The sequence below is a fragment of the Nonomuraea rosea genome, from assembly GCF_039539705.1.
GTDB lineage: Bacteria > Actinomycetota > Actinomycetes > Streptosporangiales > Streptosporangiaceae > Nonomuraea > Nonomuraea rosea.
Genome location: NZ_BAABDQ010000008.1, coordinates 296,518 through 308,744, shown reverse-complemented (window position 1 = coordinate 308,744; position 12,227 = coordinate 296,518). Strand labels below are relative to the sequence as shown.

General features: G+C 73.1%; 13 protein-coding genes. 5 read left to right on the top strand and 8 right to left on the bottom strand.

The annotated features are described in order from the left end of the window. Positions 1–3: 3 nt before the first annotated feature. Genes ABEA43_RS21595 through ABEA43_RS21580 form a run of 4 tightly spaced genes read right to left on the bottom strand, consistent with a single transcriptional unit; the run spans position 4 to position 5,190 of the window. Complete coding sequence (locus ABEA43_RS21595; RefSeq protein WP_345564255.1) at positions 4–1,191, bottom strand: glycosyltransferase; 1,188 nt, start codon at positions 1,189–1,191, stop codon at positions 4–6. Next, positions 1,188–2,261, bottom strand: coding sequence for a glycosyltransferase family 9 protein (locus ABEA43_RS21590; protein ID WP_345564253.1), 1,074 nt, complete (start codon positions 2,259–2,261; stop codon positions 1,188–1,190). Before ABEA43_RS21590 ends, ABEA43_RS21595 begins: the two co-directional genes overlap by 4 nt. Next, entirely contained in the window at positions 2,258–3,562 is a 1,305-nt protein-coding gene (locus ABEA43_RS21585) for a glycosyltransferase family 2 protein (protein WP_345564252.1), read from the bottom strand. The genes ABEA43_RS21590 and ABEA43_RS21585 overlap by 4 nt, the downstream gene beginning before the upstream one ends. Further along, complete coding sequence (locus tag ABEA43_RS21580; RefSeq protein WP_345564251.1) at positions 3,559–5,190, bottom strand: carbamoyltransferase family protein; 1,632 nt, start codon at positions 5,188–5,190, stop codon at positions 3,559–3,561. The genes ABEA43_RS21585 and ABEA43_RS21580 overlap by 4 nt, the downstream gene beginning before the upstream one ends. A gap of 172 nt (positions 5,191–5,362) precedes the next feature. On the opposite strand from ABEA43_RS21580, the gene ABEA43_RS21575 reads away from it, so the two are divergent. From ABEA43_RS21575 to ABEA43_RS21565, 3 genes are read left to right on the top strand one after another with little or no spacing between them, the layout of a single operon-like run. Then, entirely contained in the window at positions 5,363–5,953 is a 591-nt protein-coding gene (locus ABEA43_RS21575) for a D-glycero-alpha-D-manno-heptose-1,7-bisphosphate 7-phosphatase (protein WP_345564249.1), read from the top strand. Continuing rightward, positions 5,950–6,870, top strand: a complete 921-nt coding sequence (locus ABEA43_RS21570) for a glycosyltransferase (protein ID WP_345564248.1) — start codon at positions 5,950–5,952, stop codon at positions 6,868–6,870. The genes ABEA43_RS21575 and ABEA43_RS21570 overlap by 4 nt, the downstream gene beginning before the upstream one ends. Before the next feature lie 30 nt (positions 6,871–6,900). After that, positions 6,901–7,155, top strand: a complete 255-nt coding sequence (locus ABEA43_RS21565) for a WhiB family transcriptional regulator (protein ID WP_345564246.1) — start codon at positions 6,901–6,903, stop codon at positions 7,153–7,155. A gap of 29 nt (positions 7,156–7,184) precedes the next feature. Here the strand turns inward: ABEA43_RS21565 and ABEA43_RS21560 are convergent, their stop codons facing one another. Continuing rightward, complete coding sequence (locus ABEA43_RS21560) at positions 7,185–7,670, bottom strand: peptide deformylase (protein ID WP_345564245.1); 486 nt, start codon at positions 7,668–7,670, stop codon at positions 7,185–7,187. Between the two features lie 288 nt (positions 7,671–7,958). Between ABEA43_RS21560 and ABEA43_RS21555 the strand changes: the two genes are divergently transcribed. Both ABEA43_RS21555 and ABEA43_RS21550 read left to right on the top strand, forming a co-directional pair. Continuing rightward, on the top strand, positions 7,959–9,125 hold the full coding sequence (locus ABEA43_RS21555) for a uroporphyrinogen-III synthase (RefSeq protein WP_345564244.1): 1,167 nt from the start codon (positions 7,959–7,961) through the stop codon (positions 9,123–9,125). Then, on the top strand, positions 9,122–9,850 hold the full coding sequence (locus tag ABEA43_RS21550) for a sirohydrochlorin chelatase (RefSeq protein WP_345564243.1): 729 nt from the start codon (positions 9,122–9,124) through the stop codon (positions 9,848–9,850). The genes ABEA43_RS21555 and ABEA43_RS21550 overlap by 4 nt, the downstream gene beginning before the upstream one ends. A gap of 9 nt (positions 9,851–9,859) precedes the next feature. Here the strand turns inward: ABEA43_RS21550 and ABEA43_RS21545 are convergent, their stop codons facing one another. From ABEA43_RS21545 to ABEA43_RS21535, 3 genes are all read right to left on the bottom strand, one after another. Continuing rightward, a complete protein-coding gene (locus ABEA43_RS21545) occupies positions 9,860–10,351 on the bottom strand; it encodes a hypothetical protein (protein WP_345564241.1) in 492 nt (163 codons plus the stop codon). A 233-nt stretch (positions 10,352–10,584) separates the two neighbouring features. Beyond that, a complete protein-coding gene (locus ABEA43_RS21540) occupies positions 10,585–11,439 on the bottom strand; it encodes a PAC2 family protein (protein WP_345564239.1) in 855 nt (284 codons plus the stop codon). Positions 11,440–11,728: 289 nt separating this feature from the next. After that, entirely contained in the window at positions 11,729–12,199 is a 471-nt protein-coding gene (locus ABEA43_RS21535) for a universal stress protein (protein WP_345564237.1), read from the bottom strand. Positions 12,200–12,227 lie beyond the last annotated feature (28 nt).

The following is a 12,227-nucleotide window of genomic DNA, read 5'->3' as shown; positions in this document are numbered from 1 at the left end:
GTATCAGCCCCCTAGCGCCGCCAATTGGCAGACCTTGCCGTCGATGACCTGCGTGTACACGGCTTCGGTGCGTTCCGCGACGCGCGGCCAGCCGTACCTGTCGCGAGCTCGCCTGGCCCCCGCGGCCCCCAGCTCCGCGGCCCGCTCCGGGTCGCCGAGCACCTCCTTCAACGCCCTGGCCAGCGCCCGCGGGCGGCGCGGCGGCACCAGCAGCCCGGCGCCCGCGACCGTGTCCAGGTGCCCGCCGACGGCCGAGGCCACGACCGGCACCCCGCACGCCATCGCCTCGACCGGCACCATCCCGAACGGCTCGTACCACGGCACCGTCACCACGACGTCGGCCGAGCGCATCAGCGCGGGCACATGCCGGCGCGGCACGCTGCCGATCACGTGGACGCGGTGGCCCATCCCGTACGCGGCGGCCAGCTCGCGCAGCCGGTCGGTCTCCTCGTCGTTCTGGCTGCCGCCGGCGATCACCAGCTCGGCGTCGGGGAGCTGGCGGATCGCCCTGATCACGGTGTCCACGCCCTTGCGCGGCACCATCCGGCCGATGCTCAGCACCGTCTGCCCGCCGGGCCGCGGCATCACCGGGCCCTCCGGGCAGAACGCCGACAGGTCCACCCCGCACGGCACGACCGAGATCCGCCGCTCGGGGATCCCCATCGCGCACAGCTCGCTCACCTCGTCGCTGCAGGTCGCGAGCACGGCGTCGGCCCGCTTGCCGACCTCGCGCTCGGTGTCGATCCGGTGCGCGGGGCTGGTGTCCGCGTCGCCCTGCCAGCGCCGCTTGACCGTGCCGAGCGCGTGGAACGTCTGCACCACCGGCACCCCGTCGGCCGCCTGCAGCGCCGCCTGCCCGCTCATCCAGAAGTGCGCGTGCACGACGTCAGGCGGGCTCGCGGCCCACCGATCGGCCAGCCGTTCGGTGAACTCCGGCATGTACGGGGGCAGATCGTCCTTCGGCACGGGCGCCGCGGGGCCGGCCGTGACGTACTCGACCGTGACGCCCGGCGCCAGGGCCACCGACTCCGGTTGCGACGCGGAGGAGCGCCGGGTGTGGACGACGATCGTGTGCCCGCGTTCGGCCAGCGCCATGGCCAGCGCGGCCACGTAGACGTTCTGGCCGCCGGAGTCGACGCCGCCGACCCTGGCCAACGGGTCCGCGTGCTCGGAGATGAGATCGATCTTCACTGAGTCAGCTCCCTCACTGCCTTGACCACCTGCTCACTTGTCACTTGCGACAGACACGGGTGCCCGGGCACCGGGCAGACGCGCGCCCTGCTTTCCCGGCAGGGCGCCTGCTGGTCACCGAGCAACACCACCGGCACGCCGTACGGGGCCCATCGGGCCGCCGGGACGACCGGGGCGAACAGGCTCACGACCGGGGTTCCGACCGCCGCCGCCAGGTGCGCGGGACCGGTGTTGCCGGCCACGAGCACGCTGGCACGCTCGATCACGGCAGCCAGTTCTGCGAATGCGGTCACACCGCCGAGGTCCGCCGCGACGTCGCCGGCCACGTAGGCGGTGAGTTCACGTTCCGTTCCGGTCACGACGACCCGATTCCCGTCTTCGACCAGCCCCTGCACGGCCTGGCGATGCCTCTCGGCCGGCCAGGTGCGGGCAGGGGCCGAAGTCCCTGGATGAACCACGACGTACGCGCCTTCACCGGCGTCGCTGCCGGCGCCTAGAAGTTGCCCCAGATCCGGGCCTATATCCGGCAATGGCCGCTGAACAGCGAGTTTGCCGTCATCGCCCGCCGGCAACGCGAACCCGGCGGTCCGCGCGACCGCCAGCATCCGCTCGGCCTCGGGCACGTCGATGCTCTCGTCCACGACGTGACGGACGTCGAGGAGTGATCCCGGGTAGTCGTTGCTGATGGCGGCGATCCTGGGCACGCCCGCCAGCCTGAGCAGCAGGGCGAGGGGGAGGGCCGACTGGTGGAAGGAGGTGAGGATCAGCGCCTCGTCGATGCCGCGCAGCCGGCCGACCAGGTCGGCGACCTCGTCCGGGGAGACGGGGGGCGGGGTGTGGGTGATCCACGGGGCCTGCCACTCGATCACGCGGTCCACGCCGGGCAGCAGCCTCGCGGCGGCGGAGCCGTTCGGGCCGGCCAGGAAGACCACCTCGGCGGCCCGGGTCCGCACGGCCCTGACGGCGGGGCCGGCCAGCAGCACGTCACCCGCGTCGTCCAGCCGCGCCACCAGCACCCGGCCCCGGCGCTCCGTCCCGCGCGCCGCCGGCCGTGGCATGTGAGCGCTCATCGCCGCGCCCTCCATTCCCCCCGCAGCCGGTGCGCGCAGGCGACCGGCGGGATCACCACGCTGGTGACCACCATCCGCAGCACCTCACGCGGCGTACGCGGCCCCGGCACGACCCGCCGCCACGCGAACTCGGCCGTCAGCGCGGCCCAGGCCGCACCCGCCACGACAGGCAGCACCCGCCACCCGCCCTGAGAGACCCCCGCGCCGAACCGCCCGCCCAGCCGTCCAGCGCGCCGCCCGAGTCGTGCGCCATGCCGCCCACCGAGCCGTCCGTAGGGCCGTCCGTAGGGTCGTCCGTAGGACCGTCCATGAGGGCGCGCGCCTGGCCACCAAGCGAGGCGTCCGGCGGGCCCCTTGGCAGGAGGGCCGGCGGTGCGGGCGAGGACGGCGGCGGCGGTCAGCACCAGGGCCGCCAGCCCCGCGGCCGTCGTCGCGGTGTGCAGGCGCAGCCGCCCGCGCCCGCCGCCGACGGCCGCGCGCCACCCGGGGCCGTGCAGGCGGCGCATGAGCGCGTCGTCCGCGTTGCCCCGCTGGAAGCGCACGCTCGCCCAGAACCCGTCGTCCCGCACCGGATGCGTCGTCACCCGCGTGCCCTTCACGAGCCGGTGCCCGGCCCGCGACACGCGCAGCGCGAAGTCGGCATCCTCCCGGTACGCCCGGGGAAAGCGTTCGTCGAACCCGCCGAGCGCGTCCAGCACCGCCCGCCGGTAGGCCATGTCGGCGGTCACCCACTCGGCCCCTTCGAGCCCGGCCGTGTGCCGCTCGCCGTCGGTGGGCCGCCGGCCGGCCGGTCGCGGCACCACGATGCGCCCCTGGCTGCCCGCCACGTCGCCGGGCAGGTCCGCCAGGTCGCTCAAGACCGCCTCCGCCCACCCCGGCGCGGGCACGACGTCGTCGTCCAGGAACACCACCCAGGGCGTCCGCGCGGCCCGCCACCCGGCGTTGCGCGCCGCCGCGGGCCCCCGGCCCCCCGATCGGACCACCCGCACGTGATCGCCGGGCCCCACATCGACCCCCGGATCGCTCAAGGTCAAAGACGCCGCGGCCGGCTCCGGGACCGCGGACGCCACGGCGCCAGGGACGGCGGCAAGAACAAGAGAGGGGACGGCAGCGTGCCTCACACCGTGCTCCTTCGGGTGAGTGCCGCCATCGCGAGTTGTACCCGTTCCGAGCACGTCCTCCCCTCCAGGAGCTCCGGCTTTGCGATCGTCCACGACGATCACCGGCACGCCCGGCCCGAGGGCCGCCAGCGTCGCGCGCAGCGTGTCCCGCCCGATCGTGGGGATCACCACGGTGATCACGAGGCGAACACCTCCCCGCGCCGCACCAGGTACGGCCCCAGCGCGAGCACCTCCACCGGCGAGGAGCCGAAGCATTCGAGCGCGTCACGCGGATCGTCCACCATGGGCCGCCCCGCCGTGTTCAGGCTCGTGTTGACCACCACCGGCAGCCCCGTACGCGCCTCGAACTCGCTCAGCACCCGCGCCATCAGCGGATCCGCGGCCGGCGAGACGGTCTGGACGCGCGCGGTCCCGTCCACGTGCACCACCGCCGGGATCCGCTCCGCCCACCCCGGGCGCACGTCGTGCACGAACAGCATGTACGGCGAGGGCACCGGCCCCCGTGCGAAGATCTCGGCGGCCCGCGACTCCAGCACCATCGGCGCGATGGGCCGGAACTGCTCGCGGCCCTTGACGTCGTTCAGCCGCTCGGTGTTGCGCGCGTGCCCCGGATGCGCCAGCAGCGACCGGCGCCCCAGCGCCCGCGGCCCGTACTCGGAACGTCCCTGGAACCAGGCCACGATCCGGTCGGCGGCCAGCTCGGTCGCCACGGCGGCGGCCAGGTCGGCCGGGCGGGTGTGCGGCACGCGGGCCACGTCCAGCCAGGCGCCCAGCTCCTCGTCGGTGAAGCCGCGCCCGAGCGCCGCGTCCGGCATGGGCGCGGGCCGGTCGCCCCAGGTCTGCGCGAGATGCAGCGCGCCGCCCAGCGCCGTCCCCGAGTCGCCCGCGGCCGGCTGGATCCACACCTCGTCGAACGGGCCCTCGGCCAGCAGCCTGGTGTTGGCCACGCAGTTGAGCGCCACCCCGCCGGCCAGCGCGAGCCGCCGCTCTCCTGTCCGCTCGTGCAGCCAGCCCGCCAGTTCGAGCAGCACCTCCTCCAGCCTGGCCTGCACGCTGGCGGCCAGGTCGGCGTGGTCGGAGGTCCAGGCGGCGTCCCTGGGCAGCGCCTTGGCGTAGACGTTCCAGTCGACGGGATCGACGTGGAAGCCGCCGTCCCCGGTCGGGTAGATCACCTCGCGCAGCGCCTCCAGGTGCCGCGGCCGGCCGTAGGAGGCCAGCGCCATGACCTTGTACTCGTCGCTGGAGCGCAGGAAGCCGAGATGTTCCGTGACGTCCTCGTACATGAGGCCGAGCGAGTGCGGCAGCTCCTGCGCGGCCAGCACCTCCAGCTCGCCGTCCCGGTAGCGGCCGGCCAGGTGGGAGACGTTCTCGCCGCGACCGTCGCACACCAGCACCGCGCAGTCCCGCCAGGGCGAGGCCAGCGCGGCCGAGGCGGCGTGCGCCACGTGGTGCGGCACGTAGCGGACCTGGCCGGGGTCCAGGCCGGGCAGGGCGGTGGCGAGGAAGGCGGGGGCGCGCACGGCGTACCTGGTGCGCAGGTCCTCCCAGTCGCCCTCCGGCCGCTGGACCACCAGGGACGGGTCGTAGGAGTAGGCCACCGCGTCGATGTCCTCGGGAGAGAGCCCGGCCTCGCGCAGGCACCACGCGGCGGCCTGCTCGGGAAGTTCCCACGCCGAGAACGCGAGCGGCCGCTTGCCGTGCTTGCGGCGGCTGAAGCGTTCCTCCTCAGCCGCGGCCACGATCCTCCCGTCGACCACGAGTGCCGCGGCCGGGTCATGGAAGATCGCGTTGATGCCGAGAAATCTCATCGGTCCTCCCTTGCGAGATGTCGAGAACCGCTACCGAGAGAAGCGGCTCTCAAACATTGAGCACCGCCCTCAACTGCGGAAATAGGGGAAATCGTCGAGGATCAGTCGCTCTAAGTAGTTGTTTGTGGAGGGAGTCCCCGGGTAGCTGCCGGTCACGCGACGGAGGTGAAAGGTGTTCGAAAAGCGACGTCCCGGTGCCGTGCTCTTCGACCGGGACGGGACCCTGATCAGGGACGTGCCGTACAACGGTGACCCGGCCCGTGTCGAGCCCATGCCGGGCGCGGTCGAGGCGCTCGGGCGGCTGCGCCGGGCCGACGTGCCGGTGGCCGTGGTCACGAACCAGTCCGGCGTGGCCAAGGGCCTGCTCTCGCCGGACGAGATGGACCAGGTCAACGCCAAGGTGGAGGAGCTGCTCGGCCCGTTCGACGCGTGGGCGATCTGCGTGCACGACGACGCCGACGGCTGCACCTGCCGCAAACCCGCGCCGGGCCTCGTGATCAGGGCCGCCGCCGTGCTCGACGTCAGCCCCCGCGACTGCGTGGTCGTGGGCGACATCGGCAGGGACATGGAGGCGGCCAGGGCCGCCGGCGCCAGGGGCATCCTGGTCCCGACCCTGGTCACGCTGCAGGAGGAGATCCAGCAGGCCGCCGAGGTCGCGGACGACCTGACCGACGTCGTGGACCGCGTGCTGAGCGACGCCGAGGCGCCCGTGGGGGCCGTGTCCGCGCCCTGGGCCCGCGCGATGGGCTGGAGCCGCTGGTGAGGATCCTGATCTGGCACGTACACGGCTCATGGACCAGTTCGTTCATCCGGGGTGACCACGAGTACGTGCTGCCGCTCGTCCCCGGCCGTGGTCCCGACGGCCGGGGACGCGCGCACACCTTCGACTGGCCGCACAGCGCCCGCGAGGTGCCCTGGGACCGCCTCCGCCACGAGCCGCTCGACCTGGTCGTCTACCAGCGCCCGCACGAGCCGGACCTGGCCCGCGAGTGGCTCGGCCGCGACCTGCCCGGCGTGTACGTCGAGCACAACACCCCCGCCGGCGACGTGCCGCGCACCAGGCACCCGCTGGCCGGGCAGCGCGACATCACCTTGGTGCACGTCACCCACTTCAACGAGCTGTACTGGGACAACGGGGGCGCGCGCACCCGCGTCATCGAGCACGGCATCCCGGATCCCGGCCACCTCTACACGGGCGAGCTGCCCAGGGCGGGCGTCGTGGTGAACGAGCCGGTGCGCCGCACCAGGGTCGCGGGCACCGACCTGCTGCCGCGCTTCGCCGAGCGGGTGCCGCTCGACGTGTTCGGGATGAAGGTGGCGGAGCTTCCGTACGCCACCCACGAGGACCTGCCCCAGCACGTCATGCACGCCGAGCTGGCCAGGCGGCGCGTCTACCTGCACCCGTACCGGTGGACCTCGCTCGGGCTGGCCCTCATCGAGGCCATGACCCTGGGCCTGCCGGTCGTCGCGCTGGCGGCCACCGAGGCCGTCGAGGCCGTCCCGCCGGAGGCCGGCGTCCTGTCCACCCGGGTGGACGTGCTGGCCGGCGCGCTGCACGATTTCGTGGCCGACCCCGAGCGGGCGAGTCAGGCCGGAAAGGCCGCCAGGGCCGCCGCTCTGGCCCGGTACGGGCTCGGCAGGTTCCTCGCGGACTGGGATCGGCTGCTCACGGAGGTATGACCGCCGGAGGCCTGGGTAGGCGAAAAAGTCATGATGATGCTCGACTGGACACGCAGGGCCTCCTGCCTCGACCTGGACCCGGAATTGTTCTTCCCCATCTCTCTGGAGGGGCCGAGCCACTCACAGGTCGAGCAGGCCAAACAAGTGTGCGCGAATTGTCCCGTACGCGAGCCGTGCCTGGCGTACGCGCTCGACACCCGGCAGGCGTACGGCGTCTGGGGTGGCACCGACCCCGAGCAACGCCGGGAGCTGATGACCCCGCAGACGGCGGGCCTGCGCTCCTGAGCCGGTGAGCCTATGAGCCTGTGAGCCGCTCAGGTCGTGAGCGCGGCCTCGGCGAGGAAGCGCTCGCGCTCGCCCGCCTCCAGATGATCGCTGAACAGCACGCCGTCGAGATGGTCGGCCTCGTGCTGCAGGACCCTGGCCAGCGTGCCGAGCGCCCGCACGGTCACGGGTTTGCCGAACATGTCCCGGCCACGCGCTGTGACCATGTAGGAACGTTCCAGTGGCCACCACAGGCCGGGGGCCGACAGGCAGGCCTCGTCGGCGGTAACCCGGCGCTCCGACAGCTCCAGCCGCGGATTGACCAGATGGCCCGATTTGCCGTCGTAGGAGTAGACCACCACCCGCAACGGCACCCCGAGCTGCGGAGCCGCCAGCCCCGCCCGTCCCGCTCCCGCCCGCATCGTGGCGGTCAGGGACTTCACCAGGAGCCTGAGCTCGCGATCGAAGTCCTGGACCGGCGCCGCCGTCGAGCGGAGCACCGGATCGTCGAACAAGCGAATGTGCCGGACCGTCACCCGAACTCCCCGATAGGCGGCGTCGTCACGCTGAACGTTTCCCTCGACCGCGCCTCGCCAACCGCGAAGGCTCTGCCTTGTAGCACAGCGGTAACAGAAGAGACCCAGAGGTGAAACCACCCGAAAGGAGTATCGGAGGGTGATCTCACTTGCGTCACACGCGCCTGTGATGCCTGGCCGGGTGCTCGGGGCCCGGCCAGGCCGTGACGAGGACCTGGAGGTGCCCGTGAGCGAGCGAAGCGAGCCGACGATCGGACCCGGTGTCAGCGTGCCGGCGGGGGAGTGCGCATGACTGCGCTCCCCGCGGAGAACGTCTCGTCCCCGGAGACCGCGCCCGACGCCCTGTCGGGCTTCACGATCGGCGTGACCGCGACGCGGCGGCGGGAGGAGTTCGGGGCGCTGCTGGAGCGGCGCGGCGCACGCGTGGTCAGCGCTCCGGCGATCCGGCTGGTGCCGCTGGCCGAGGACGCCGACCTGCTGGCCGCGACCCGGCTCAGCCTGGCCGGGCCCGTGGACGACGTGGTGGTCACCACCGGCGTGGGCTTCCGCGGCTGGATGGCCGCCGCCGAGGGCTGGGGGCTGTCGGCCGACCTGGGCGAGCACCTGTCCAGGGCGCGGCTGCTGACCCGCGGGCCCAAGGCCAGGGGAGCGGTGCGGGCCGCGGGGCTGAACGACCACTGGACCCCCGCGACCGAGTCCTGCCAGGAGGTCAAGGAGTACCTCCTGGAGCAGGATCTGCGCGGCCGGCGCATCGCGGTGCAGCAGCACGGTGAGCCGCTCAGCGAGTTCGTGGCCGACCTGCGGGAGGCGGGGGCCGAGGTGATCGAGATCCCGGTCTACCGGTGGCTCCCGTACCGCGACGTCTCGCCGCTGCGCCGCCTGATCAGTCAGACGATCTCCGGCTCCGTGGACGCGGTGGCCTTCACCAGCGCGCCCGCCGTGCACGCCATGCTGAACGCCGCACGGGCGGAGGGGCTGGAGGACGCGCTGCTTGCGGCGTTCGGCGGACCCGTGGTGGCCGCCTGCGTGGGGCACGTCACGGCCGACCCGCTGACCTCGCGCGGCGTGCCGACGCTGCAGCCGGACCGCTCGCGGCTCGGCGCGCTGGCCCGCGCCCTGGCCAGGCACCTGCCCGAGCACGGCGTCACCAAGCTCGTGGCCGGCGACCACCGGCTGGAGATCCGCGGTCACGCGGTGGTGGTGGACGGGGAGCTGCGGCCGCTGCCGCCGGCCCCGATGGCGGTGCTCAAGCGCCTGGCCGACAAGCCCGGCCACGTGGTCTCGCGCGCCGACCTGCGTACCGTGCTGCCGGGCAGCATCGCCCGCGACTCCGCCGAGCACGCCGTGGAGATGGCGATCACGCGCCTGCGCCGCGCGCTCGGGCCGAGCGGGATCGTGGAGACGGTGGTCAAGCGCGGCTACCGGCTCGCCTGCCTGTACGAGGCAGGCCTGTGACGCCCGCACTCGTCCTGGCCGCGCACGGCACCCGCAGCGCCGCGGGGGAGGAGACCCTGGCGGCCCTGGCGGAAACGGTCAGAAGAGCCCATCCAGGGCGGCGCGTCGAGCTGAGCTACCTCGAGATCAGCTCGCCGCTCCTGTCCGAGGTGCTGCCCGCCGTCCGCGGCCCCGTCGTGGTGGTCCCGCTGCTGCTGGCCGGCGGCTACCACGTCCACATCGACCTGCCGAACGTGATCGCCGAATGCCGCCCCGACGCCGTCGTGGCGGGCTGGCTGGGTCCGCACCGGCTGCTGACCACGGCGCTGGCCCGCAAGCTGGCGCGGGCGGGGCTGCGCTCCACGGACGCGGTCGTGCTCGGCGCGGCCGGTTCCTCCGACCCCGCCGCGCTCGCCGACGTCCGCGCCGCCGCCCACCGGCTCGCCGTACGCCTGGCCAGGCCCGTCACCGCCGCCTTCGCCTCGGCCGGCAGCCCGTCGCTGCCCGAGGCCATGGAACGGCTCGGCTCGACCCCGGCCGCCCGGATCGCGATCGCCTCGTACGTGCTCGCGCCCGGCTTCTTCCACGACCGGCTGGTGGCGTCCGGCGCGGACCTGGTCACCGCCCCGCTGGGCGCGGACCAGGACGTGGCGGCGCTGATCTGGCACCGCTACGAGGAGGCGCTGCGCGCCCGCCGGGTCACGGGAGAGACGGCCCCGCCCCTTCGGCAGGCCCGCGTGCTCTAGCCTCTTCCCCTAAGCGGGGACCGGTTCGAGCCGGAGCTCCCTGACGATCTCCAGAGCGCTGTCCTCGATCGTGGGCCCCTCGTCGGGGCCGACGAACATCTCGATGTAGGCCCGGTGGAAGCAGCCCGCGATCAGCAGCCGCGCGCTCGCCTCCGGGTCCACGCCGGGCCGCACCCGCCCCAGCCGCTGCTCGGCCGCCAGGTATTCGGCCAGAGGCCCGGTCTCCGTACGCGGTCCGAGCCCGGTGTCGCGGACGGCCTTGCGGAAGCGGACGGTCACGTTCGGCGAGGTGAAGGCGGGCAGTGCCGCGCCTTGTACCTCCATGTAGTAATTAATGCCCGCTCGGGCAATGGGCAGAAGATTGTCAGCTACGTCGCCCTTCCCGATACGATGGGAAAGATCGTGCAGAATGCTCAGCCAGAGCGGGAGCCGGTCCTGGAGCAGCGCGAGGAAATGATCCACGGAGCCGCCGGTGCGGTCCTCCCTGATCGAGACGGCCATCTCGAGGATGCGCCGCCTGGTGTCCTGACTTCTCTGATGCGGGTCCACATGGGAAGTCGCCATGGCGTGCCTAACGTGCGCGGTAGGTGAAGCAGGCAACACGGCCGCGAAGCCGAGGGGGAATTCTCGATGACGTGTGAAGCGGGGATCTGGCGCCCAGCTTAATGGAATCTTGTACGGTCACCGATTATTACCCGAAACAGGGAAAAAATCTCAGTTGTTATCCCTGAGATTCAGCTGTCAGTGTCGCTGTCCCTGTGCCGCAGGTAACGCTCGAACTCGGCCGCGATCGCGTCTCCGCTGGCCTCGGGCAGCTCGGCGGCGTCCTTGCGCTCCTCGAGCTCCTTGACGTACTCGGCCACTTCGGTGTCCTGGGAGGCCAGCTCGTCCACGCCGCGCTCCCATGCGCGGGCCTCCTCGTCGAGGTCGCCCAGCGGCATCGGGATCTCCAGCACGTCCTCCAGGCGCCGCAGCAGCGCCAGGGTCGCCTTCGGGTTGGGCGGCTGGGCGACGTAGTGGGGCACCGACGCCCACAGTGAGATGGCGTCGAGCCCGGCCTGGCCGAACTCATGCTGCAGCACCCCCACGATCCCCGTCGGGCCCTCGTAGCGGCTCAGCTCCAGATTGGTCGAACGGGCCAGCGTCGCGTCCGTCGCACCGCCGAGGATGGGCACCGGCCGGGTGTGCGGCGAGTCGTTGAGCAGCGCGCCCAGCATCACGGCCAGCTCGACTCCCAGCTCGCGGCAGACCTCGATGATGTCGGCGCAGAACGAGCGCCAGCGCATGTTGGGCTCGATGCCGCGCAGCAGCACGACATCGCGCTCGACGCCCGGCGGGCGGGCGCGCAGCAGGCGCGTCGTCGGCCACACGATCGAGTTGGCCAGCCCGTCGTTCATCTCCACCACGGGGCGGGTCACCTGGAAGTCGTAATAGTCGTCGGGGTCGAGTGCGACCAGCGGGTCTGCCTTCCAGGCGGACTCGAGATGGGCGATCACACCGCTGGAAGCCTCGCCCGCGTCGTTCCACCCCTCGAACGCGGCTATGAGCACCGGGTCAACGAGCTCGGGGAGCCCTTCAAGCTCGATCACGTGTCGCCTCCTCTCTCAACCATCCCGCTTAGCCTATGCGGTAAGGAGGCGTCAGCGTCACCGATCTCCCTCCGAACGGCCGCGCCGCGGCGTACCGTGGCTTTCCCGCCGGTGACGGCATGCCGCCGGCGCGGGACGGGTGCGTACCAACCCGCGCACGCCCACGCGTACGCGCGTGTGCGGGGCATACGGGGCGCGCCGCCCGATCCGCGGCCACGCCCCCCACCTGCGGACGCACCGCCCATCCCACGCCCGCCGGGCAAGGGGCCGTCGAGGCCGGGCGGGGCGGTCAGCGGCCGCCGTCCGTGGTGTGGACGATCAGCACGTCGCAGCCGGCCCGGTGCGAGACGGCCGAGGGCACGGAGCCGAGCAGCCGCCCGGCCAGGCTGTTGAGCCCGCGGTTGCCCACCACGAGCAGGTCGGCGCGGTGCCCCGCCGCCAGCGAGACGAGCACGTCCACCGGGTCGCCCTGCTCGGAGGCCAGGACGACGTCGCGGGCGCCGGCCGCCACGGCGTGCTCGCGGGCCGCGCGCAGGGCGTCGTCGGCGGGGGTCGAGCCGCCCACCTTGTACGCGAGGTCGCCGAGCCGGTCGGCGGCCGCCGCGCGCTCGTTCTCCCGCATGGGCAGGTACGCGCAGGCCAGGACGAGGGTGGCGCCGGTCGCCGCGGCCAGGGACGCCGCCGTGGAGACGGCGCGGAAGGAGGAGGCGGAGCCGTCGGTGCCGACGAGAACGGTGCGGTAGGTCGTTCGGTAGGTCATGGAGACCCCAATTGGACGCGGAGTTCAA

Excerpts from the sequence above, each read along its gene's own strand:
- ABEA43_RS21590 (WP_345564253.1), bottom strand. The coding sequence starts at position 2,261 with ATGAGCGCTCACATGCCACGGCCGGCGGCGCGCGGGACGGAGCGCCGG.
- ABEA43_RS21580 (WP_345564251.1), bottom strand. The coding sequence starts at position 5,190 with ATGAGATTTCTCGGCATCAACGCGATCTTCCATGACCCGGCCGCGGCA.
- ABEA43_RS21565 (WP_345564246.1), top strand. The coding sequence starts at position 6,901 with ATGATGATGCTCGACTGGACACGCAGGGCCTCCTGCCTCGACCTGGAC.
- ABEA43_RS21555 (WP_345564244.1), top strand. The coding sequence starts at position 7,959 with ATGACTGCGCTCCCCGCGGAGAACGTCTCGTCCCCGGAGACCGCGCCC.
- ABEA43_RS21545 (WP_345564241.1), bottom strand. The coding sequence starts at position 10,351 with ATGGCCGTCTCGATCAGGGAGGACCGCACCGGCGGCTCCGTGGATCAT.
- ABEA43_RS21535 (WP_345564237.1), bottom strand. The coding sequence starts at position 12,199 with ATGACCTACCGAACGACCTACCGCACCGTTCTCGTCGGCACCGACGGC.